The organism is Pseudidiomarina sp. (assembly GCF_048268165.1).
GTDB lineage: Bacteria > Pseudomonadota > Gammaproteobacteria > Enterobacterales > Alteromonadaceae > Pseudidiomarina.
The window spans coordinates 295,944-317,843 of record NZ_JBLWWA010000001.1; the positions used below are offsets into that span (position 1 = coordinate 295,944).

The window sequence follows — 21,900 nt, forward strand, 5'->3', positions numbered from 1 at the left end:
CCCAATGCGCAAAACTATTCTTATAACAGGCGCGAGTTCAGGTCTCGGTGAGGGAATGGCGCGTGAGTTTGCCAAGCATGGCCGTAATCTGGCGCTGTGCGCGCGGCGCACCGAGCGGCTCGATGCGCTCAAACAAGAACTCGAACAACGCTACCCAGACATACAAATCAGCGTAAAAGCGCTGGATGTGAATCAACACGAAGAGGTATTCCGGGTTTTTAAGGAATTTCAAGCCGAATTCGGAACGCTCGACCGGGTTATCGTTAACGCGGGTATGGGCAAGGGAGCATCACTAGGCACCGGTTATTTTCATGCCAACGTGCAAACGGCGCAAACCAATTTTGTGGCAGCACTTGCCCAATGCGAAGCTGCTTTGGAAATTTTTCGTGCCCAAAATAGTGGCCATTTGGTTACCATTAGCTCCATTAGTGCGCTACGCGGTATGCCGCGTGCAATGACCGTTTATGCAGCAACCAAAGCCGGGTTGTTAGCATTAACCGAAGGTATTCGGGCTGATTTGATTAAATCCAAGTCACCGATTAAAGTTAGCGCGATTCTGCCGGGCTACATACGGTCAGAAATTAATGAGAAAGTTAAAAATACACCGTTTATGATTGACACCGAAACCGGTTGCCGAAAATTAGTCAAAGCTATCGAAAAGGAACCGGTGCAAGCGTACGTACCGACTTGGCCGTGGGCTTTAATCGGATTTTTGATGAAGCGTTTACCATTGAAGTGGGTGATGAAGCTCGGTTAAAGCGGGCAGTCATCTTCGCGTTGTGTGGTGACGCTAATGGTATTTGGCATACTGTTAGCGTCACGATAGATAACCGAGCTTTTCGCGATATTTAAATCGCCGCGGCTATGACCGTGATGAATCACCAGTTCGCCTGGACGCTGCCACGACACACTTAAACAATCCCGCTGTTCTGCAGTAGCGATACGTAGCCAATCATTGGTTGATGGCTCGTATAACCATACCTCGTAGCCTTTCCAAGCCGCTTTGTTCGACCCTCGTTGACACTGATGCACTTGAATTTCCGCAGCATTGTCGGCCGTAGTCATTAATTGTATGGACTGGCAATTGGCAACCGTTGGTGGATCAGGCTCAAACACTGTGAACTTGTAAATTAAAACTGCCGTAAACAGCACAGCGAGCGTAATTCCAGCTGCTAAAAACCACAAACCAAGGCGGCGTGTAAAATTTCGTATTGCGCGAATAAGTCCCATTACGTAGCCTTTTTACTTGTGTAGTGGCTGACTTGCCCGAAGCGTTCGTGGCCTGCGTCCCAATCACTTTGAGCTTGTTCAACCCGTTGTTGCGATGCACTGACAAAATTCCACCACATTTTAACCGGCTGTTCGAACGCTTCACCGCCAAGCATAAGAATTTCTGTATCGGCGCTCAGCTCAATGACAAGATGGCGTCGACTGCTGCCTAGACTGATAAGTTGATGCGCCCGAACTGTTTTATCAAGCAATTCAATTTGTCCTCGAACGACATAAATTCCGTACTCAAAGTCACGATCAAGGTGAACTTCAACAGCGGTGACGCGCGGTGTACTGAGCATCAGCGCAAGTGCTGGGCTAAAACTTAATGCAGGGCTGGTCCAGCGTCTATCATTCGCCACATAGGACCCAATAATAAGGGTTGCAGTACAGTCGCCAATACTGAATTTTGGCACCTGCTGATAATGGTCAAATCGCGGCTCCGTTTGTTCATGCTCTGGAGGAAGCGCGCACCATAATTGCAGCCCATGCAGCGGTTGATCGGGATTATGATCAGCAACTTCAGCATGACTAATTCCGCGCCCTGCGGTCATTAAGTTGAGTTGACCGCTGCGTAATGGCTGTTCGTAACCTAGACTATCTTGGTGCAACAATTGACCTGAGAATAGCCAGGTAATAGTTTGCAAGCCAATATGCGGATGTGGTGGAATATCAAATTTGCGATAGTCGGCCGGAGCAACTGGGCCGAAATGGTCCAAAAAGCACCAGGGACCAATCATGCGGATGGCACGCTGTGGCAGTATCCGATGAATCAATAGTTGCGGTGTGAGTTGGCGCTGCAGCGATGAATGTACACTTGCGTCGTGTTGCAAGTGTTCAGACTCACAGGTTTCAATGGTTGTTTCCTGAGCTGATCGGGTCATAGCCACCTCATGATTCCGCTATTTTAAAAGACGCATACATGCTTGCAAGCAGTATGGCATCGCCCCATACAATAGTCGAATATAATAGAAGAGTACTTCCGTAGCGCGAGAGATTTCAGTAAGGTGTATGTACACCTCAAGGAGATAAAAATGATTTATCCTTTGCTGTTAGCTGTGATTGGCTTCGCCGCCATGTTAAGCGGCGTTTGGGAACAAAATCTTACCACCATTTTGGTGGGAGTCGTCATGCAATTAGTGGGCTGGGTATGGTTTTTCATAGCCTGGCGAAAAGAAAAAAAACAGGGGCAAACGCACAAAAATGAAAACAACTAGTGCAACACGAATCAGTGCTCTCGCAATAATCATAGCGGGGGTTTTATTAGCCGTTTTAGCACCAGCGGGCGAAACGGTGTCAAGTTATCGTCAATTAGGTGTCGTTTTGCTGATTGTTGGCGCGGTGTGGTTACTTCGGCAAAAGCGGCCAGAGCCGCAACGAGAAGCTAGCCAACAACCGTTTCAACAACCTGTATTAAAATGGTATCAATCGCCGATTTTTTGGGTGCCTGTAATTGCGGCCATTATCGCCTTGCTATCGTGGTTAATGCTATAGCCCTTGGAGCTAAGGAAACACTATGTCAGTAACGACACGATTAGTTATTTTGGCCGGCCTTGTCGGCTTATTGTTTTACAATGCAACGGAACAACAGTTGTGGACAGTTATTATCGATTGGCAGTTGGGTTGGTACAAACTTGGCGTACCGCTTGCGTGGGGAGTTATTTTAGGCGCATTGGTGAACCTGTTAGGTGGTACGGTCTTGATCAAGTGGTTGGAGCCGATGACTTTCGTGGCAGCTTCACTGGTTACGCTCGGCTTAACGGGCAGTGCGGCTGTGTATGGTGCACATCAAGTGTCCGGGTTAGTGATTGTGCCGCTCTCGATAAGTAGTATTGGTGTTGGCATGTATTTGTTTGCATACAGCTACGCACGGTTTACTGGAGCTCGCTCAAGCGAAAAGGCAAAGGAAGCGGTCGATAAGAAGCCATGATTAAACTGAATTGTGACATGGGCGAGAGCTTTGCGGCTTGGACCATGGGCGATGATAGCGCCGTGATGCCGCATATTGATATGGCTAATATCGCCTGTGGATTTCATGCTGGCGGGCCAGCAATTATGGCCCAAACCATTAACTTAGCCCTAGAGCACGATGTAACTATAGGGGCGCACCCTGCCTATCCTGATTTAGCAGGCTTCGGGCGCCGCACCTTGCATTTCAGTGCCCCGGAATTAAAGGCTATTTTGCATTATCAAATTGGGGCAATGCAGGCGCTCTGCGACCATGCTGGCGCTGAGCTGAGCTATGTGAAGCCCCATGGCGCGCTGTATAACGATATGCAGCGCGATCAAGAATTGTTTGAGTTGGTGTGCCGCGTGATGGCAGAAGTCAATCAAAGCCGATTTGAGAAGTCACAGCAACGTGCGTTGTATTTACTAACACTAGCCAAGGCTGATAACAGTGTTCAGCAACGGATTGCCGCAGAGCATCAGGTGAGTTTATGTTTTGAAGCTTTCGCGGATAGACGTTATGAAGCGGATGGTAGTTTACGCTCGCGCAACTATGCTGATGCAGTTCTTACGAAGCGTGATGAGATTCTTGCGCAAGCGATTAAGTTCGCGCGCGGACAGTCAATTACCGCTGCAGATGGTTCAGCATTAACATTGGTGCCCGATACACTCTGTGTGCACGGAGACAATCCAGAGTCTATTGCAACTGTGGTGGCAATCCGCCAAGCGTTGTTAGAGGCGTGAAGGTGCAAGCCCGTGTCGAAGTGGCCGCAGTTGATGCGGCGATGGTGGTATTTGAAGCTCACGTAGATAAAACCATTAATCAACGTGTGCACGCCTTGCGTGCAAGCATTTTGGCCAGCAATCCTCCGTGGCTCGTTGATGTGGTTGCCGCTTATCATACATTAATGGTTGTCTACGATGTGCAAACGACCGAGTATGCAGCTGTTGAACGTTTTCTGAATAAACAATTGCATGGGGCCTCTGATCAGGAACTTGCGCACACAGGCACTTTGCATGAGTTTAAAGTCTGCTACGATGCTGAGCTCGGGATGGACTTACCTCGCGTAAGTGAATTAACTGGTCTGAGCCCATCGGTAATTATCGAACGCCATAGTGCGCCTACCTACCATGTTTATACCATCGGATTTGCACCGGGGTTTGCGTACCTCGGCGATGTTGCTGAAGGCTTGCAGGTGCCGCGCCAAAGTACACCGCGAACGAAAGTGCCGGCCGGCAGTGTTGCCATGGCTAATCAGCAAACGGCGATTTATCCGCGTCAGTCGCCTGGCGGCTGGAACCTCATTGGTCGGGTTGCCGGTTGGCAGTTTGAGACTGGATTGGCCATGCAAGCGGGTGATCAAGTGAAATTTATACCGATTAGTCGCGCTGAGTACGACCAGCTTGAACAACAGGCGAGAGAGCGTACGAATGACTGACATGGATAAGTGGCTTACGTCATCGAAACCTGGCCTGCAAATTGATCAGCCTGGCCTACTGACGACGCTGCAAGACTGGGGGCGGCTTGGGCAACTTGCACAAGGCATCACGCGTGGTGGTCCAATTGATGAGCGCGCATTTTTGTGGGGCAATAAGTTGCTCAGCAATAAACCGACTGCCGCGCAGCTAGAAATCACGCTAGGCGACTTAACCGCAACCGCGTTGAACGCTGGCTTTTGGGTGGTGTGCGGTGCGCCAGTTGTGGTGACCAAAAACCATCAGCCGCAACCTACCTGGCAGGTATTCCCTGTTGCAAAAGGCGATACAGTGACCATTGCGGCACCTCCGCGCGGGCTGCGAAGTTACTTGGCGGTAGCTGGTGGTATTCGAGCTAAACAGGTGCTTGGCTCGGTCGCGACAGTGATGCGTGATGGGTTAGGGGGCTTACAAGGTGATGGACAGCCCTTAAAATGCGGCGACACGTTAAGTGTTGGCGAGTTTGCACCGCAGCAAGTGATTGCCCACCGACGCCCCAAACACGTGCTTATTCCGCGCATATCGGCCACCTCAATCCTTGAACTTGGAGTCATTCCGATTGCTCAGCATGAGCAATTTTCTGACACCGAAATAGCAAAGTTCTTCGAGCAAACTTTTGCGGTTACTGCCAAGCAAGACCGTATGGGTGTTCGGTTACATACTGAACAGCCGCTAAACTGGTCGCATGGCGAAATCATTTCTGAACCACTGCCTATTGGGGCTATTCAGGTTCCGCCAGATGGACAGCCAATCATTATGCTCAATGATTGCCAGACACTTGGTGGCTATCCGAAAATAGGTGTGTTGAGTTGGTCCGCGCGAATGGCACTTGCGCAAGCAACTGCAGGCACTCAAATTCGCTTTGTACGCACCGAATTAAGCGACGCCCAAGAGGAAGTGAAGCAAGCCTATCGGTTTTTTAACCTGAGCGTATAGGCCTTGCGCAGTCTGGCAGAAACTGCGATCATAGCGACCACTTTATCGAATTAGAATTGGAGTACAGGTATCCATGGCCGCAGACATGGCAGCAAACGCGCCGCGCAGTAATTTTATCCGCCAAATTATCGACCAAGATCTTGCCAATGGTAAGCATCAAATGGTGCACACGCGCTTTCCACCAGAGCCAAATGGTTTTTTGCATATAGGTCATGCTAAGTCCATTGTGCTGAACTTCGGTATTGCGCAAGACTACCATGGAACGTGCAATCTGCGCTTCGACGATACCAATCCACTGAAAGAAAAAGTCGACTATGTAAATTCAATTCAAGCCGATGTGAAATGGTTAGGTTATAGCTGGGAAGGTAAGCCGCGTTATTCGTCGGATTACTTTGACCGGTTGCACGCCTACGCAGTTGAGTTGATTGAAAAAGGCTTGGCGTACTGCGACTTTTCAAGTCAGGAAACAATGCGCGAACTGCGCGGCACCTTAAAAGAGCCGGGCAAGAACAGCCCATACCGTGACACTGCAATAGAAGAGAACCTTAAGATATTTGCTGACATGACAGCGGGCAAATACCAAGAAGGTGAAGTGTGTTTGCGTGCCAAGATTGATATGAGTTCACCATTCATGTGTATGCGTGATCCGGTAATTTACCGTGTACGTTTTGCACACCATCATCAAACGGGTGATAAATGGTGTGTATACCCCATGTATGACTTCACGCACTGTATTTCGGATGCGATTGAAGGTATCACGCATTCATTGTGTACGCTTGAGTTCCAGGACAACCGTCGTTTGTATGACTGGGTACTGGATAACATCAGCATTGACTGTCATCCACAGCAAATTGAATTTTCACGTTTAAACTTGCAGTACACTGTGATGAGTAAGCGTAAGCTTCATTTACTGGTGGAAGAAGGCAAGGTGAGTGGCTGGGACGATCCGCGTATGCCAACTATTGCGGGCATGCGTCGTCGCGGGTATACGCCGGCATCGGTGCGTGAGTTTTGCCACCGCATTGGCGTAACCAAAATGGATAATCAGGTTGAAATGAGTATGCTTGAAGCCTGTATTCGCGATGAACTCAACCAAGATGCGCCGCGTGCGATGGCAGTTCTCGATCCTGTGCGTTTGGTCATTGAAAATTATCCGGAAGAGCATGAGCAACAGCTCAATGCGCCAAACCATCCGAATAATGAAGCCATGGGTACGCGCCAAGTGCCGTTCGCTCGCGAAATTTTGATTGAACGTGAAGATTTTCGTGAAGAAGCTAATAAAAAATACAAGCGTTTAGTACTCGGTAAAGAAGTGCGCTTACGCAATGCGTATGTAATTAAAGCCGAACGTGTTGATAAAGACGCTGAAGGCAACATTACCGCCATTTACTGCACCTATGATCCGGAAACCTTGGGAACTGACCCAGCTGATGGCCGTAAAGTAAAAGGCGTGATTCATTGGGTTGCAGCAGCGCATGCTGTGCCATGTGAATTCCGCTTGTACGATCGTTTATTCCAAGTGCCTAATCCTGGTGCTGAAGAAGATTTTTTCAGCACGTTGAACCCAGATTCATTGCAAATTAAACATGGCTTTGTTGAGCCAAGTTTAGCCACTGCGGTGCCTGAAAAAGCGTATCAGTTTGAGCGTATTGGTTATTTTTGTGCGGACAGTCAGGATAGCCATGAAGGCAACCTCGTATTCAATCAAACCGTTGGCTTGCGCGATACTTGGTCTGAAAGTGAAGCAGCTGCATAACAGTGTTAACGAAGACGTGCAAGGTTGCTTTACCCATAGTGAGCATGACAAAATCCCTCGTAGTGCAATGCTACTAGGGATTTTTTAATGTCAACGAAGGATGTGACTGAACGCTATAGTAAACTCACCGCAGCCCAACTGCGAGAGCGGCTATATTGCTTAGAGACCGTGGTTGAGAAGTCGAATATTGGCGTTTGGGAACTGTGCGTAGCTACCGGTAAGCTTTCAGTGAATCAATATTTTGCTGCATTACTTGGGCTTAAATGGAATCCTGAACTAACGCTGACTTTCGATGAAGTACTCAAGATTATACACCCTGACGATCGCCAGAGTGCTAAAAAGCAGTTCAAACAATATCTCGCTGGTAAAAACCGCTATTTTGAAGTGGAGTTTCGAGTTCGATTTGCCGACGGCAGTTGGCATTGGATTCGTGACATCGGCACCGTAGTGAGTATAAAAGCCGATGGAGATGCAAAAAAAATTGTTGGATCTTGGCTTGATGTGAACGACATGGTTGAATCAAGTCAACGGCTGCGCAAGATAACCCGCACCATTCCCGGCGTTATCTATGAATTTGAGCTTTATCCAGACGGCAGCATGCGCTTTCCCTATTCCAGTGAAGGAATCACCGATATCGCAGGTGTTTCGCCAGAACAAATTCGTGATGATGCGAGTGTGCTCTTTAGCCTGATCCATCCAGATGATATAAGCAAAGTTCAACACAGCATCTTAGAGTCGGCTAAGTCGCTCAATGATTGGTTCTGCGAATACCGTTTGATGAAAGAGGATAGTGAGCGCTGGTTAACGGGTTATGCCGTTCCTGAGCGCGATGATGTGTCAGGCGTGGTTCGATGGTATGGGCAGATTGTTGATACGACTTCAGATAAAGAGCTTGAGCTGGAGCTACTGGAAAGTAAAATCACCTTAGAAAAAGCGCAGGAGCTTGGCAAGATTGGTTACTGGCGTGCCGACCTTACAAATGGAGACTTGGCTTGGTCCGATGAAATTTATCGTATCTATGGTTTGGATAAGGATAAGGTAAAGCCAACGATTGAGGTGTTTGATCGCGCTATCTATCCAGATGACCTTCAAGCAGTAACAGCCAGTATGGAACGTGCGCGTGATACCGGTGTTCATGACGTGGAACATCGTATTGTGCGGCCCGATGGTGAAGTTCGATGGGTGCATGAATTAGCCGGTTTTCGGGGTGATGACAGTCAGGATGTGATGATCGGGACCGTTCGTGACGTGACCGAGCAAAAGCTTTACCAGCGTGAGCTGGAGCGCTTGAACATGACCGATGAATTGACAAAAGTGAACAATCGTCGGTTCTTTATTGCCAGCCTAGAGCGTGAGCTAAAATCAATTGTATCCGCATCTCGAATCTGCGTCGCGATTGTCGATATCGATTACTTTAAAATTATCAACGATCAATACGGCCACGCTGAGGGCGATTTGGTGTTGAAAACTGTATCTGCGTTTATTAACCAACAGTTACGACCTGGTGATGTGTTTGCGCGTATCGGTGGAGAAGAGTTCGCGTTATTGCTGCATCGTGTTGAAGGTGCAGATGCGAAACGCCGCTTGAACGCAATTCGTCAGCTAATTAGTGAGCTGGCTTTTTGCTATAACGGTGAAAGCTACCAAGTAACTGCAACGATTGGCATGACAATGCTAACCCCGCAAGACACCCGCGATGATGTGTTACACCGTGCTGATGAAGCGTTGTATCGCGGTAAACGGGACGGGCGAAACTGTGTGGTGTGGTCAGAAGTAGACTAAAACGCGACATGATGATCGCGTTTATTAACTAGTCAGCTTCTAAATTATTGACACAGGTTTCAGGGGTTTTGCATTCGCCGTAAAGGTACAAACTGTGATTGGTAAGTTTGATATTATTGGCTTCGGCAACCTGCAACTGGCGCTGCTCGATGACGTCGTCTTCAAACTCAAATACGTGGCCACAAGTTAAGCAAACGAGATGATCATGGTGATCTTTCGCGCTTAATTCGAACACGGAACGACCGCCTTCAAAATGGTGCCGACTTACAATTCCAGCGTCATCAAATTGGTTGAGTACACGATAAACTGTTGCAAGACCAATTTCTTCGTTGTTCTCAAGTAAGATTTTATACACGTCTTCAGCACTAATATGCTGATTGTTTGGGTTCTTCAAAATCTCGAGAACCTTAATCCGCGGCGACGTGACCTTAAGGCCTGCTTTTTTTAGTTGTAATTCGTCTTTGCTGCTCATGATATCTTCGCTGTGAGTGGTTTATTAACGCTTAGCCTAACTGGTCTAAGCCCATTTCATCACGAATTTGTGCACACCACTTCTGTACACGTTCTTTGGTTAACTCAGGTTGACGGTCTTCATCAATTCCCAAGCCTACAAAATGGTTGTCATCTACTAAAGCGCGTGATGCGTCAAACTCATAGCCATCTGTTGGCCAGTGACCAATGATGATACCGCCACGTGCTTCAACAATATCACGGATAGTGCCCATGGCATCTAAAAAGTATTCAGAGTAATCTTCTTGATCACCGCAACCGAAGATAGCAATCAATTTGTTATTGAAGTCTATTTCTTCGAGTTCAGGGAAAAAATCATCCCAGTCACATTGGGCTTCACCGTAATACCAAGTAGGGATGCCAAACATGAGCAAATCATACGACGCGATGTCTTCTTTGCTTGATTTTGCGATATCAAATACGTCGATTAGATGCTTGCCTAAATCTTTTTGGATCATCTGCGCGACAGCTTCAGTGTTTCCCGTGTCGCTACCGAAAAATATACCTACACTTGCCATAGAATCGTACTACCTGCTCTAGAGAATTAAAGACCTGCTTCCCAGAATGCTTGAATAATGCCTTTCGCAATAAAGCCAGCGCATCCTAAAAATAGAACTAACCAAACAAACCAACGACCAAACTTGGGAACATCGCCTTTTATTAAAACATCTTGAATTGCTAACCCAATAAGTACAAATAATATTGCAATAGCAAAGTTGGTACCTAAGGTTTCAATCAATTCATAATGTTCTGACAGCATAACAGCAACACCCGATGTAAGGTTGTTTATATGATTTCAAAAGAACGCAGAGTATAGCATGCTGCGTGCTTAGGTGCGAGAATGATTCTCAATGAAGGCGCGCGCCAGCCGGTTGAAAATGCGTGGTTTTTCGGCGTGAAGCCAATGGCCTGTTCCTTCAATAATTTTTACGTCTACGTTATTAAATCGCCCCTTAATTTCATCGGTATGGGATGTGGCTAAATAGTCCGAATCGCCACCTTTAATAAACAATATCGGGCCATCATAGTTGCCTTGCCGTACCGCTCCCGATATTTCTTCATAACAGCTGTTTAGGGTGTCCAAATTAATGCGCCATGTGTAGTGGCCATCTTCTCGGTTAAGGTTTTTTAATAGAAATTGCCGAACACCGCGCGTGTCAATGTGCTGCGCTAGTTGCTTATCGGCATCCGCGCGATTGCTAACCTTACTCAAATCGATTGCTTTCAAAGCATCGAGTATGTGTCGATGTTTTGGATCGTAAGCCACGGGCGAAATATCTGCCGCAATAACACTACGCGCACGGTCAGGGTAGGTTAGTGCGAACTCCATCGCAACTTTACCGCCCATGGAATGCCCGACAATATGCGCAGATTTAATCTTTAGCGCATCGAGCGTTGCCGCCAAATCCTTCGCCATATCGGCGTAATTCATGTGGTCACTATGAAATGAATCGCCATGATTACGTGCATCAACTAGGATGACTTGAAAATCAGCGCTTAAATCGCGACCTAGCCCTTTAAGGTTATCCAAATCGCCGAATAATCCGTGCAATAAAACTACTGGCTCGCCGCTGCCAAGAACTTCATAGTTAAGAATCTGTGCTGTGCTCATATTGATTTCCTGTACCCTAGCGTGTGCTTGGGTATAATAGCGTGCAGAACATGTGTCTTAAAGCACCAACCCTTGTTTAAATCAAAAGCTAAACTAAACGCTAACAAAAAGTGATCGGGTGATGACCAAACGCATTGAAATAGATGACGAATTATACCGCTATATTGCTAGCCACACACAACATATCGGTGAAAGTGCTTCGGCCATATTACGCCGCTTGCTTGGCTTGTCTGCTGCTGAAGTTGCTACGGGGCAACCGGTGATAGCAATTCCAGAGGCAATGGATGAAGAAACCAGTTCAGGAATAACCGGCCGCACTATCTTTGATGTGATGACCCGTGCAGACCTTGCTGGGCAACGCAGTATTGTGGCACGCTTTCTCTACATTTTGAGCATGCTGTACAAATGCCACGCCAATCAATTTGACAGCGTACTGCACATTAGCGGACGTGATCGTCAGTATTTTGCCAAAACGGAAGCCGAACTTGAGGCTTCTGGCACAAGTACAAATCCAAAACAAATTCCTGATGCACCATATTTCGTTGTGACGAATAACAATACCACGCGGAAAAAATCGATGCTGACGCAAGTTGCGCAGGAATTGGGCTATTCGCAGGAACAAGCTGAAAAAATAAGGGACTTTCTATAATGGCTTTGCATCCACGTGCCGGACAACCGGCTGTTGCCACTGATTTAACCAACATTGCGCAGCTAGTAAGCGCCTATTTCGTGAATGAAGTTGACCCGCGCAACCGCGCTCAGAAAGTGAAGTTTGGAACTTCAGGTCATCGTGGCTGTGCTTTTGATAGTTCGTTTAACGAAGCTCACATTCTAGCAATTAGCCAAGCTTTGGTTGCCTATCGTGAGGAACAAGGTATTACTGGGCCCTTGTTGCTGGGGCGTGATACCCATGCATTGTCAGAAGCTGCTTATATGACAGCGCTGGAAGTTTTTATTGGCAACGGCATTGAAGTACACATTCAAACTGATGATGGTTATACGCCGACCCCTGTGATCAGCCATGCGATATTGCGCTATAACCGCAACCGAAGCGAAGGCTTGTGTGATGGAGTGGTCATAACACCGTCTCATAACCCGCCTACTGACGGTGGCTTCAAATACAACCCACCGCATGGGGGGCCAGCCGATACAAGCGCAACGCGAACTATCGAAAAATACGCCAACGCGCTGTTATCATCGCAGTTGATGGGTGTTAACGCGGTGACGTACGCAGAAGCACGAGCCAGCGACAAACTGAAGCAAGTCGATTGGCGTAAGGACTATATCGAGAGTCTGGATGACGTAATTGATATGTCTGCGATAGCCGCAGCGAACCTACGTATCGGTGTCGATGCTATGGGCGGTGCAGGGGCCAGTTACTGGGCGCTAATTGCTGAACATTATAAGTTAAATATTGACGTTCATAATGCTGATGTTGATGCCAGTTTTAGATTCATGACGCTCGACAAAGACGGCAAAATTCGTATGGATTGCTCATCGCCATACGCTATGGCGAGCTTGGTGAAATTAAGAAATGATTATGACATCGCGTTAGGCAACGATCCTGATTATGATCGCCATGGCATTGTTACCCCGACACATGGCTTGATGAATCCAAACCATTATCTCGCAGTGGCCATTGATTATTTATGCAGTCATCGGCAGTGGTCACAAGATTTAGCAATTGGTAAAACCTTGGTTTCAAGTGCAATGATTGATCGGGTGGTAAATAACTACCAGCGTCCACTGCGTGAAATGCCTGTTGGATTTAAATGGTTCGCGCCAGAACTTTTTGCTGGAACCACTGCATTTGGTGGCGAAGAAAGTGCCGGAGCCAGTTTCCTTGATAAAAAAGGGCAGCCGTGGTCGACCGATAAAGACGGCATTATTATGGCCTTGTTGGCCGCTGAAATTTGTGCCAAATCAGGTAAGAATCCAAGCCAATATTATGATGGTTTGTGCGAGCAATATGGCACCGCTTATTATCGCCGAATTGATGTCACGTCGTCGCCCGAAATGAATGCAGGATTTGCCGGCATTCGTGGTTATAAACTTAAATTGACTGAATTAGCGGGTGATGAAGTGACCGCAATAATGACGAAAGCGCCGGCCAATGACGCCATTATTGGTGGTGTTAAAGTGACGACTGCTAACGGGTGGTTTGCGGCTCGCCCTTCAGGGACAGAGCCGGTTTATAAAATTTATTGTGAAAGCTTTGTCAGTGAAGCCCATCTTGATGAACTTGCCGAACAAGCGCAGCAACTGGTTACTAGTTGGCTGCAGGCTTAGGCACTTGCATTAGGCTGTTGCGATTCCGCTTCAGCCTCTTCTTCCTCGATTATGTGAGCCTGCTCATCCGCAAGGGTTGTTAGTAGCTCATCGGAAGTCTGTGTTGGCCCCAACATGGCGTATGCACTGTGTGACTGGTCGCCGGCTTTGGGGCGTTTGGTAATCCGATACAGTGAGTAGGCGCACACAAAGCTGGTCATAACCATAATCAGCAAGAAGAAGTAGTTTACTGCACCAAACTGCATGAGTGCTGCAACCGCTGGCGCACCAATTATTGAACCGATGCCGCCAACCTTTATGATGGCACCGGTGGCGCCAACCATTTGGTCTTTTTCCAGATAGTCATTGGTATGTGCCATGCCCAGTGAGTACAAGGGCAAAGCACAGGCGCCGAATAAGGTGACACAGACATATATCAGCCAAGCGCCAGAAGCATCAAGCTGTGACAGGATAAAGGCCATAATTGCAGCAGTGCCAGCACAGCCTGCCATCATAATGCGCCGGTCAATGCGATCAGACAGCAGACCGATTGGCGCTTGAGCTAACATACCACCAAGAATAAAGGCGGCCATGAAGTAAGATACTTGGGCCACCGACAACCCAATATACGTGGCGTACATGGGGCCAATACCGTAAAACATGGCGTAACAAGCCTGCATGATGAATGCGTTGACCATGCCTAAAGGCACCAACTGCAATAAGCTGCGAATTGGTACTTTGCGCGATTCATGGGTGGTTGGTTCAACGGTAACACTAATTAAAATAGGAATAAGTGCGAAGTTGATGAGTAGTGCCACCAAGGCGAAAGCAACAAACCCAGCCGGATCGGTAATACCCAGAATAAGTTGCCCAGCAACCAAACCGCCATATATTAGAACCAGATAAACGGAGAGCAAGGTACCCCGGTTTTTGTTGTCAGCCATGGTATTTAGCCAACTTTCAACAATCACGAATATTGCTGAAATGGCAAAGCCCGTTAAAAACCGCATAACGAACCAAACAATAGGGTCAACCCAAATCGCTTGAATTAAAATGGATGCTGCCGCGAGCGCTGCAAGGCCACCAAATGCTCGAATATAACCTACGCGGCGAATGTCTTTCGGGGCGCGGCTGGTACCAAACAAAAAGCCGATGAAGTACGCTGACATGATAATACCAGTCGTCAGCGTGCCGAAATTCTCAATTGTCGCACGTAAACTCAACAAGGTGCTGGTCATGCCGGTGCAGATACCAATAAGTGTAATACTGGTGAGCAATGAACTGATGGCTCGCAATTGTTGCTTCAGCATAATGAGCAATCCTTGAATTTATGCGGTATGTTTACGCGCAAGTTTATCACGTTGCCAGAAATACGGAAACGCCAAGAGGTTATCCACAGCTTGTTACTTGCTACGCTGCAAACGGCTGTTTATGATGAGCACAAGATGTTGCTATGAGGTGGCTATGCGAACGCCAAAAGTTGTAATTTTAATCAGTGCTCTGCTGCTTGCGTGTGCGTTGAAACCCGTGCAGGCTGCAGTGGACCTTAAACAGTTGTATCAAGCCCGAGTGCCTGTAACCAGCCAAACTGTGGGTGAGCGTAGCGAAGGCTTGCGCCAGGCTCTCACTGACACTTTATTGAAGGTTTCAGGCGACGATACTGTACTTGAGCACTCGTCAGTGGAGCTTGCATTGCAAAATGTGCGTAATTTTGTTGTTCAGTACGGTTATCAACAAGAAGGCGAAGCATTGCACTTATGGGTGCAGTTTGATCAACCCCAAATTGATCGCGTAATTCAAGAGGCTGGCTCGGGCATTTGGAGTAGCTTACGCCCAGAATTATTATTTTGGATTGTGGAAGAAAATGAAGATTTGCAGCGCAATCTTCTCGGTGCCGGAGACGCGCGTGCATTAATTGATACGCTGCGAAAAACAGCAGAAAACCGAGGTTTACCAATTAAGCTTCCATTGTTGGACTTAAACGATACCATGAGCTTGTCGGTCGTTGACGTATGGGCAAGGTTTGATGACCGTATTGATTTCGCAAGTAGCCGATATGATACCGATGGTGTGGTTGTGGCGCGCGCATATCAGGCAGACCGGGCGGTTACCGATGACACGTGGATGCTCGATTGGACACTTAAATTAGGTGATATTCGCTGGCGCGGTGTGGTTTCAGCGATGAACAAGAGTGAACTCGGGCACTTAGTGGTTGCTGATATTACCCAGCAAATTTCAAAACGCTATCGTATTGGTACAAATGCCGCGATGGCAGGGCAATGGCGAATCAAGGTTCGTGAACTCACTCAGTTTATGGATGTGCTGAAGGCCGAAGAGCTGCTACTTGCATTGCCATCTGTGACACGCGTGCAATTGCTCGAATATGGTGCGCATGAAGCTGAGTTTGAGCTGTTCATTCAAACCGATGCTGCCCAGATCATGCAGGCCATTGATATTAATAGGGCATTTGAGCCTATCAATATGGACCAACGCGCAGAATTCGAAACGCCAGTGTATCGATGGAGCAAATCTTGAGTTCGATAGCGCAACTGCCGTTGGCGGTGCAGTTACCTGATGACGAAACGTTTGCAACCTATGTGTGCGGCGACAATGTTGAGTTAGTTCAGGTGCTGCAGCAGCAACAGCAGGGCTTAATTTACTTGTGGGGTGGTGCTGGCGTTGGCAAAAGCCATTTACTGCACGCATTGTGTGCGCAAACCACCCAACCGGCAATGTACCTGCCGCTTGCTGAACTCAAACATCAGATGCAGCCGCAGGTGTTACACGGTTTAGAACATTACCCGCTGTTGTGTTTGGATGACGTGGATGCGATTGCAGATAACGAAAACTGGTGTTTGGAATTGTTTGCGTTACTAAACCGCGTCAAAGATTACGGCACAGGCGTTATTATAGTGACTGCGCATAGTGCGCCAAGCGCATTGCACGTTGCTATCGCTGATGTGCATTCGCGCTTACAGTGGGGGGTTGCATTGCAGGTCAAACCATTAAGCGACGAAAATAAAGCACAGGCCTTGCAACGTCGCGCTAAGACTTTTGGTTTGAACTTAGGTGATGAAACAGCGCAATTTATGGTGCAACGACTTGGTCGCGACATGCGTGGACTGATGAACTGCTTGGCCCGATTAGATCGGGCCTCAATTGCAGCAAAACGCCGCCTGACGATTCCGTTTGTCAAAGATGTATTGGCTATTTAATCTTCTTTTTTAAGCTTCTTCAGGCCTAGGCCGAGTGCGCGACCTTGACGACGCGCATACCAGGTGCAACCTACGAAGGCGCCTGTAGTTAATACAAGTTCTGCAATAGCAAAGCCTCTATCTGCTGGCGCAACATAAAGAACCGTTAAGCTATGCAGGTAATACCACATCAGAATGAAGTTGGCCCAAGCATAGGTGTAGGGTTTACCACGCAACATGCCAGGCAGTGCAAAAAGCAATGGCACAACCCAAAGACCTACGCGAAAACCTAAACTGAATTCACTGTCAGTTTGACACCAAACTTGCCAGATAATCATAAGAACTAACAAACCAATGTAGCTTGCCAACGCTAAAAATCGAATGTTCTTGGTGGACTCTTCAGGGTTCATAAATTTCCTTGCTCGCGTTCAGTAATTAGTGCGCGCGCAGCGTGCGTGACGCGCTTGCCAAGTGCCACTGCCGCTTGATATTCGTGCGTACTTAACTTAATACCTTGCCCGTGTTCAACATGACTTGCACCATAGGGTGAGCCGCCCGTTGTAGTTTGCTGAATAGCCGGTTCAGTGTAGGGGATACCGCATAACATCATGCCGTGATGCAGTAAAGGAACACCCATTGCCAGCAAGGTTGATTCTTGACCGCTGTGCATACTGCTACCTGATGTAAATACTGCAGCGGGCTTACCTTGCAATTGGCCCTTGAGCCACGTGGCGCTAGTTTGTTCCCAAAATTGTTGAAGGCTACTGGCCATGTGGCCGAAGCGCACGGGGCTACCCATAATCAAACCATCACACAGGGTGAGGTCGTCGACCTCAATGTTTAGGTCGCGACTGCTCGCTGGTTCACCACCACCGGAGACAGTTCGCAATAGAGCGTCGCCTCGTGCCTGTTGCACCCCAGTGGCGATAGCGTCCGCCAACTGTTGTGTCGCACCATTGCGGCTGTAATAGAGAATTAAAACTTTAGGCGTCATGCTTCGATAATCTCAAGAACAGCCTCGGGTGGACGGCCCAAACGCGCTTGATCACCAACCACAACAATTGGACGCTCAATTAACTTTGGATTGTCTACCATAGCCTGCAGTAGCTTGGCTTCATCCGTTTCATTAGCTAAATCTAGCGCTTTATAAGCCTCTTCTTTGGAACGAATCAATTCTCGCGCAGAAACACAGCCTAACTGTTTTACCAAGGTTTGTAATTCTGTCAAACTAGGTGGAGATTTGAGATATTCAACAATGGTTGGTTGAATGTTGTGTTGTTCCAGTAATTGCAATGTTTGGCGGCTTTTTGAGCAGCGTGGGTTGTGGTAAATCGTTACCGATGCCATGGCTTAGAATCCTCCAGAAAATAAAGCAATAGCTTAAGGGAAAGTCTATGCGTTGTCGATTTTTGCCAGTTGTTTTACTAGCCTCGGTGGTGTTTGTAGTTGGTTGTCAGCCTGCGCCAGACTTCCACACAGATACGGCCGGTGCACATTCGTGGGAACAGCTGCAGGGTAACTATGTAGTGGTGAACTATTTTGCAGAATGGTGCGCGCCTTGTTTACGTGAGTTGCCTGAACTGAATGAATTCCATGAGGAGTACGGCGACAAGGTTAAATTGTTTGGTGTGAGTTTTGATGGTTTAGATAACGCAGCATTAGCCAAGCTTCGCGAAGAATACGAAATACAGTTTCCGCTAATTCAAAACGAGCCGTTACCAGCACTGCCTTTCCCACAGCCGAATATGCTTCCAGCAACTTATGTGATAACGCCGGAAGGTGAAGTAAAAGGGCCACTGTTGGGCGAACAAACGATATCGAGCTTAGCTGCAGCAACCAAACTTGAACACGAGTAGAAGCGAATCAAAGTTAAGAATTGAGGCTTTGTAACAGTTGCTTTTGTGACATGAGCTGCTCAATACGCGCTTGTAACCGCCGCCGCTCGAGCTCCAGACCACTTTGTTTGTGCGCCTTGTGTAGGTGATCAATAGCCTGATCAAAGGCGCCATGCAAGGCTGCCAATTCAGCTTGGGTTTCATGCATGGCACTGATGTTTCCATTTAGTCGGTATGCGGTACCAAGCAGATCAAGTGCGAGCACATGGTTTTCATTTTTTTGTAAATAATCACGCAATAAAGCAATCGCTAATTCATATTTCTTACTTTCCACCGCCGCATTGGCAAAGTTTATCGTAATGGTCTGTTCGTTTGGTTGCCGTATGTAGGCATTCTCAAGCAGCGCTAACGCGTCATCGTTACGCGACTGCGCCAATAGAACATCGGTTTGTACGTCGATGTAAAATGTATTGAGGGGCTCAGCCTTTAATAAAGGGGCCAATATTGTTTCTGCCTCTTCAGCACGTCGATTATCGAGCAGTACAATAGCGAGCGCATATTGGGCTGCCTTCTTGATTAGTGGGTTTTCGGCATCATCAATTTGTCGGCGCAGCTCAACTTCACTGAGCGATTTTATGTACCGCGCTTCAATTCGGTATTTTGCTAATAAAAATGACGTTGGGTCGCGTACTACGGGGGTCGGCATAGACTCAGCGCGGGTGCGCATATCGGCCAGTCGATTTTCACTGTACGGGTGGGTTAGTAAAATTTCGGGTGGGCGCGACATATAGCGATACTTTTCGGTCAAACGACCGAAAAAGTCGGGCGAACCCATCGGGTCAAAGCCTGAACGCGCAAGGATGCTCAGACCAACACGATCCGCTTCTTGTTCAAACTGGCGCGTGTAATTAATTTGCATCTGCTGCGAAACGCCTATGGTGCCTGTTAATGCAGCCATGCCGAGCTGAGGATTAATCACAGCAAGAATAACGGCACCGAGCATTGCAGCCATGGTTGTGGGCGAGGAATTCGACATGCGCTCCATATTGCGCACCAGGTGCCGTTGAGATACGTGTGCAACTTCATGCGCAAGCACGGCGGCAAGTTCAGATTCGGTACGCGCTTCAGAAATTAAACCAGTATGAACACCAACGTAGCCACCAAAAAAAGCAAAGGCATTGATTTCACTTTGGTTAACCCAGAAAAAGTTGAACGGGAAACGCACGCCGTCAGCTTCACGAACCATGCGTGAACCCAGATCGCGTAAGTATTCGTCAAGCACTGGATCATTAACGAGTGGCGCCATAGCGCGCAATTGACGCATATACATATCGCCATATATGCGTTCACGTTCAATAGTCATGACCGAAGCACCGGCTGTACCAATTTCTGGTAAGCGCTCCTGAGCATAACTGCTTGAACTAAGTGCAATACTTACACCGAGTGCAACTGCGGCAAATTTTCCCAATAACTGCTTCATCGTTCGCGCCTAAATAACCTGATGCTAAGAGTATAAAATTGTGAAAAGGTTCCCGTTTTAATGGTGCAACACTGTAACTCTTCTACGTTCAAAGCTATGATGTGGTATCTATGGGTAGCATGCAATGTTTTTACCCAACTTCTTGGAGCCGCCGCGTATGTTTGATTATTTAAAACAATGGTACAACCGCAAATTTTCAGACCCTGATGCGGTAACGTTGTTTTTATTGCTACTTCTGACGTTCGCGCTAATTATCTTGTTTAGCGATATTTTGGCGCCGATTTTAGTTGCCTTGGTACTGGCCTATCTGCTGGAGTGGCCTGTACAACGTATGGTCAGAGCTGGCTTACCGCGGTTAAGCGCAGTAGGTATAGCTTTCATGAGCTTTGTTGCGCTCATCGTAGTGTTGATGCTGTTCCTAATGCCAGTTATTTGGCAACAGTCGGTTGCTTTGGTGGCGGAGTTACCGCAAATGTTTGCACAGGTGAAAGTTCTGCTGAACCGATTGCCTGAAATGTTTCCTGAATACATCAGTCAGGACAACATAAATCACTTTATTCAAACCACCACGGACCGGGCGCTCCTGTTTGGCGAAAATCTTTTGAGTCAGTCAGTTAGTCGCATAATTGGCATCATGGCGTTATTGATTTATTTAATTATTGTACCGCTGTTGGTGTTTTTCATGTTGAAAGATAAACAGCAGTTACTGCGGCATCTCAATCGAATTTTACCCACCAATCGACGTTTAATTGCTCAAGTTAGTGATGAAATGAATATGCAAATCATGAATTACATTCGCGGCAAAGCGGTTGAAGTATTCGTGGTTGGCGTATTTACCTACTTATGTTTTGCATTTTTTGATTTGCGCTACGCGGTGCTGCTAGCTGTATTGGTCGGCTTTTCAGTACTTATTCCTTACATTGGCGCTGCGGTTGTGACGATACCCGTGTTTTTGGTCGCGTTATTTCAATTCGGTTGGACCGGCATGTTCGCTTGGGTGATGATCGTTTATTTAATCATTCAAGCATTGGATGGAAACCTCTTGGTTCCGCTATTATTTTCTGAAGTAGTTAACTTGAACCCTGTCTATATTATTGGCGCGGTGCTCGTTTTTGGTGGTATATGGGGGTTCTGGGGCGTATTTTTCGCGATTCCGTTGGCAAGTTTGGTCAAGGCTGTGTTTACAGCTTTATCGTCAAAACCAGAGTTACCGCCTACACCAACGGAACCGCAACAAATAACAGATTAAGCTTGTGCTAGATAATCAAGTACCACCTGATGATGGTCTTTGGTCTTAAATTTGTCGAATACATGGGCAATGCTACCGTCTTGGTTGATTAAAAAGCTAATGCGGTGCAAGCCATCATATTCGCGGCCCATGAATTTTTTGAGGCCCCAGACACCAAAAGCTTCAGCGACTTGATGATCGACATCGCCTAGTAAAGTGAAATTGAGCTGGTCGCGTTCAGTAAATTTAGCGAGGCGCTTGGGTTCGTCAGTACTTATACCGACAACTTGAACACCATGGTCACTCAATTGCTGCTGATGATCGCGCAGTTGTTGTGCTTGTACAGTGCAACCAGGCGTCATTGCTTTAGGATAGAAATAAACGAGTACTCGGCCTTGTTGCAACAAGGTTGCCAATGCCACGTCGTTATTATTGGCATCGGGTAAGGTAAATTGTGGTGCTTTATCGCCAGCTTTTAATGTATTCATAATCGCTCCATACAACGCGTGTGAATAAATAACTACAAGGCAGCCATCATAAAAGAAGCGCTGGTTGGAAGCAAAGATACTGACAGCCTTGTCATTGCCGGACGGTAAAAGTACCATTG

The 21,900-nt window shown here is 47.4% G+C and carries 27 protein-coding genes; 15 read left to right on the forward strand and 12 right to left on the reverse strand.

The window, feature by feature from the left end; translation table 11 throughout:
- Window positions 1-4 precede the first annotated feature (4 nt).
- Entirely contained in the window at window positions 5-757 is a 753-nt protein-coding gene (locus tag ACN0UY_RS01315) for an SDR family oxidoreductase (RefSeq protein WP_417665019.1), read from the forward strand.
- On the opposite strand, the gene ACN0UY_RS01320 is transcribed toward ACN0UY_RS01315, so the two are convergent.
- The gene (locus tag ACN0UY_RS01320) at window positions 754-1,230 is read right to left on the reverse strand and encodes a hypothetical protein (protein WP_417665020.1); all 477 of its coding nucleotides are present in this window, start codon (window positions 1,228-1,230) and stop codon (window positions 754-756) included. The two genes, ACN0UY_RS01315 and ACN0UY_RS01320, sit on opposite strands and share 4 nt — an antisense overlap.
- Window positions 1,230-2,153: a pirin family protein gene (locus tag ACN0UY_RS01325; RefSeq protein WP_417665021.1), complete on the reverse strand. Its 924-nt coding sequence runs from the start codon at window positions 2,151-2,153 to the stop codon at window positions 1,230-1,232. The genes ACN0UY_RS01320 and ACN0UY_RS01325 overlap by 1 nt, the downstream gene beginning before the upstream one ends.
- 150 nt (window positions 2,154-2,303) lie before the next feature.
- Here ACN0UY_RS01325 and ACN0UY_RS01330 point away from each other — a divergent pair, with 150 nt between their 5' ends.
- From ACN0UY_RS01330 to ACN0UY_RS01365, 8 genes are all read left to right on the forward strand, one after another.
- Window positions 2,304-2,486 carry a hypothetical protein gene (locus ACN0UY_RS01330; protein WP_417665022.1) on the forward strand — a complete coding sequence of 61 codons (183 nt, stop codon included), beginning with the start codon at window positions 2,304-2,306 and terminating at the stop codon, window positions 2,484-2,486.
- Window positions 2,473-2,763, forward strand: a complete 291-nt coding sequence (locus tag ACN0UY_RS01335) for a hypothetical protein (protein ID WP_417665023.1) — start codon at window positions 2,473-2,475, stop codon at window positions 2,761-2,763. Before ACN0UY_RS01330 ends, ACN0UY_RS01335 begins: the two co-directional genes overlap by 14 nt.
- Window positions 2,764-2,785: 22 nt before the next feature.
- The gene (locus ACN0UY_RS01340; RefSeq protein WP_417665024.1) at window positions 2,786-3,199 is read left to right on the forward strand and encodes a hypothetical protein; all 414 of its coding nucleotides are present in this window, start codon (window positions 2,786-2,788) and stop codon (window positions 3,197-3,199) included.
- Complete coding sequence (locus ACN0UY_RS01345) at window positions 3,196-3,960, forward strand: 5-oxoprolinase subunit PxpA (protein ID WP_417665025.1); 765 nt, start codon at window positions 3,196-3,198, stop codon at window positions 3,958-3,960. The genes ACN0UY_RS01340 and ACN0UY_RS01345 overlap by 4 nt, the downstream gene beginning before the upstream one ends.
- A 2-nt stretch (window positions 3,961-3,962) precedes the next feature.
- Window positions 3,963-4,655 carry a 5-oxoprolinase subunit PxpB gene (gene pxpB, locus ACN0UY_RS01350; protein WP_417665026.1) on the forward strand — a complete coding sequence of 231 codons (693 nt, stop codon included), beginning with the start codon at window positions 3,963-3,965 and terminating at the stop codon, window positions 4,653-4,655.
- Between the two features lies 1 nt (window position 4,656).
- Window positions 4,657-5,628: a biotin-dependent carboxyltransferase family protein gene (locus ACN0UY_RS01355; protein ID WP_417665027.1), complete on the forward strand. Its 972-nt coding sequence runs from the start codon at window positions 4,657-4,659 to the stop codon at window positions 5,626-5,628.
- A gap of 85 nt (window positions 5,629-5,713) precedes the next feature.
- Window positions 5,714-7,384, forward strand: coding sequence for a glutamine--tRNA ligase (gene glnS, locus ACN0UY_RS01360; RefSeq protein WP_417665893.1), 1,671 nt, complete (start codon window positions 5,714-5,716; stop codon window positions 7,382-7,384).
- Window positions 7,385-7,471: 87 nt separating this feature from the next.
- On the forward strand, window positions 7,472-9,166 hold the full coding sequence (locus ACN0UY_RS01365) for a PAS domain-containing protein (RefSeq protein ID WP_417665028.1): 1,695 nt from the start codon (window positions 7,472-7,474) through the stop codon (window positions 9,164-9,166).
- A gap of 28 nt (window positions 9,167-9,194) precedes the next feature.
- On the opposite strand, the gene fur is transcribed toward ACN0UY_RS01365, so the two are convergent.
- From fur to ACN0UY_RS01385, 4 genes are all read right to left on the reverse strand, one after another.
- On the reverse strand, window positions 9,195-9,638 hold the full coding sequence (gene fur / locus ACN0UY_RS01370; protein ID WP_417665029.1) for a ferric iron uptake transcriptional regulator: 444 nt from the start codon (window positions 9,636-9,638) through the stop codon (window positions 9,195-9,197).
- A gap of 31 nt (window positions 9,639-9,669) precedes the next feature.
- Entirely contained in the window at window positions 9,670-10,194 is a 525-nt protein-coding gene (gene fldA / locus ACN0UY_RS01375) for a flavodoxin FldA (protein WP_128351848.1), read from the reverse strand.
- 26 nt (window positions 10,195-10,220) lie between these two features.
- Window positions 10,221-10,436, reverse strand: a complete 216-nt coding sequence (locus ACN0UY_RS01380) for a DUF2788 domain-containing protein (RefSeq protein ID WP_417665030.1) — start codon at window positions 10,434-10,436, stop codon at window positions 10,221-10,223.
- 69 nt (window positions 10,437-10,505) lie between these two features.
- Window positions 10,506-11,288: an alpha/beta fold hydrolase gene (locus ACN0UY_RS01385; protein ID WP_417665031.1), complete on the reverse strand. Its 783-nt coding sequence runs from the start codon at window positions 11,286-11,288 to the stop codon at window positions 10,506-10,508.
- A gap of 121 nt (window positions 11,289-11,409) precedes the next feature.
- On the opposite strand from ACN0UY_RS01385, the gene seqA reads away from it, so the two are divergent.
- Both seqA and pgm read left to right on the forward strand, forming a co-directional pair.
- Window positions 11,410-11,937: a replication initiation negative regulator SeqA gene (gene seqA, locus ACN0UY_RS01390; protein ID WP_417665032.1), complete on the forward strand. Its 528-nt coding sequence runs from the start codon at window positions 11,410-11,412 to the stop codon at window positions 11,935-11,937.
- Window positions 11,937-13,577, forward strand: coding sequence for a phosphoglucomutase (alpha-D-glucose-1,6-bisphosphate-dependent) (gene pgm / locus ACN0UY_RS01395; protein ID WP_417665033.1), 1,641 nt, complete (start codon window positions 11,937-11,939; stop codon window positions 13,575-13,577). Before seqA ends, pgm begins: the two co-directional genes overlap by 1 nt.
- Here pgm and ACN0UY_RS01400 read toward each other — a convergent pair.
- A complete protein-coding gene (locus ACN0UY_RS01400) occupies window positions 13,574-14,866 on the reverse strand; it encodes an MFS transporter (protein ID WP_417665034.1) in 1,293 nt (430 codons plus the stop codon). The two genes, pgm and ACN0UY_RS01400, sit on opposite strands and share 4 nt — an antisense overlap.
- Before the next feature lie 154 nt (window positions 14,867-15,020).
- Here ACN0UY_RS01400 and ACN0UY_RS01405 point away from each other — a divergent pair, with 154 nt between their 5' ends.
- Both ACN0UY_RS01405 and hda read left to right on the forward strand, forming a co-directional pair.
- Window positions 15,021-16,091 carry a DUF2066 domain-containing protein gene (locus ACN0UY_RS01405; protein WP_417665035.1) on the forward strand — a complete coding sequence of 357 codons (1,071 nt, stop codon included), beginning with the start codon at window positions 15,021-15,023 and terminating at the stop codon, window positions 16,089-16,091.
- Entirely contained in the window at window positions 16,088-16,771 is a 684-nt protein-coding gene (hda, locus tag ACN0UY_RS01410; protein WP_417665036.1) for a DnaA regulatory inactivator Hda, read from the forward strand. The genes ACN0UY_RS01405 and hda overlap by 4 nt, the downstream gene beginning before the upstream one ends.
- On the opposite strand, the gene ACN0UY_RS01415 is transcribed toward hda, so the two are convergent.
- The 3 genes from ACN0UY_RS01415 to arsC are packed head-to-tail and all read right to left on the reverse strand — an operon-like array spanning window position 16,768 to window position 18,097.
- Window positions 16,768-17,160: a DUF2069 domain-containing protein gene (locus ACN0UY_RS01415; RefSeq protein ID WP_128351840.1), complete on the reverse strand. Its 393-nt coding sequence runs from the start codon at window positions 17,158-17,160 to the stop codon at window positions 16,768-16,770. The two genes, hda and ACN0UY_RS01415, sit on opposite strands and share 4 nt — an antisense overlap.
- Window positions 17,157-17,744 carry a flavodoxin family protein gene (locus tag ACN0UY_RS01420; protein WP_417665037.1) on the reverse strand — a complete coding sequence of 196 codons (588 nt, stop codon included), beginning with the start codon at window positions 17,742-17,744 and terminating at the stop codon, window positions 17,157-17,159. The genes ACN0UY_RS01415 and ACN0UY_RS01420 overlap by 4 nt, the downstream gene beginning before the upstream one ends.
- A complete protein-coding gene (arsC, locus tag ACN0UY_RS01425; RefSeq protein ID WP_417665038.1) occupies window positions 17,741-18,097 on the reverse strand; it encodes an arsenate reductase (glutaredoxin) in 357 nt (118 codons plus the stop codon). The genes ACN0UY_RS01420 and arsC overlap by 4 nt, the downstream gene beginning before the upstream one ends.
- Window positions 18,098-18,144: 47 nt before the next feature.
- On the opposite strand from arsC, the gene ACN0UY_RS01430 reads away from it, so the two are divergent.
- Window positions 18,145-18,606 carry a TlpA family protein disulfide reductase gene (locus ACN0UY_RS01430; RefSeq protein WP_417665039.1) on the forward strand — a complete coding sequence of 154 codons (462 nt, stop codon included), beginning with the start codon at window positions 18,145-18,147 and terminating at the stop codon, window positions 18,604-18,606.
- A 13-nt stretch (window positions 18,607-18,619) separates the two neighbouring features.
- On the opposite strand, the gene ACN0UY_RS01435 is transcribed toward ACN0UY_RS01430, so the two are convergent.
- Window positions 18,620-20,065 carry a M48 family metalloprotease gene (locus ACN0UY_RS01435; protein WP_417665040.1) on the reverse strand — a complete coding sequence of 482 codons (1,446 nt, stop codon included), beginning with the start codon at window positions 20,063-20,065 and terminating at the stop codon, window positions 18,620-18,622.
- 157 nt (window positions 20,066-20,222) lie between these two features.
- Here ACN0UY_RS01435 and ACN0UY_RS01440 point away from each other — a divergent pair, with 157 nt between their 5' ends.
- Window positions 20,223-21,314: an AI-2E family transporter gene (locus ACN0UY_RS01440; RefSeq protein ID WP_417665041.1), complete on the forward strand. Its 1,092-nt coding sequence runs from the start codon at window positions 20,223-20,225 to the stop codon at window positions 21,312-21,314.
- On the opposite strand, the gene bcp is transcribed toward ACN0UY_RS01440, so the two are convergent.
- Window positions 21,311-21,781, reverse strand: coding sequence for a thioredoxin-dependent thiol peroxidase (gene bcp, locus ACN0UY_RS01445; RefSeq protein WP_417665042.1), 471 nt, complete (start codon window positions 21,779-21,781; stop codon window positions 21,311-21,313). The genes ACN0UY_RS01440 and bcp overlap by 4 nt on opposite strands.
- Window positions 21,782-21,900: the final 119 nt, after the last annotated feature.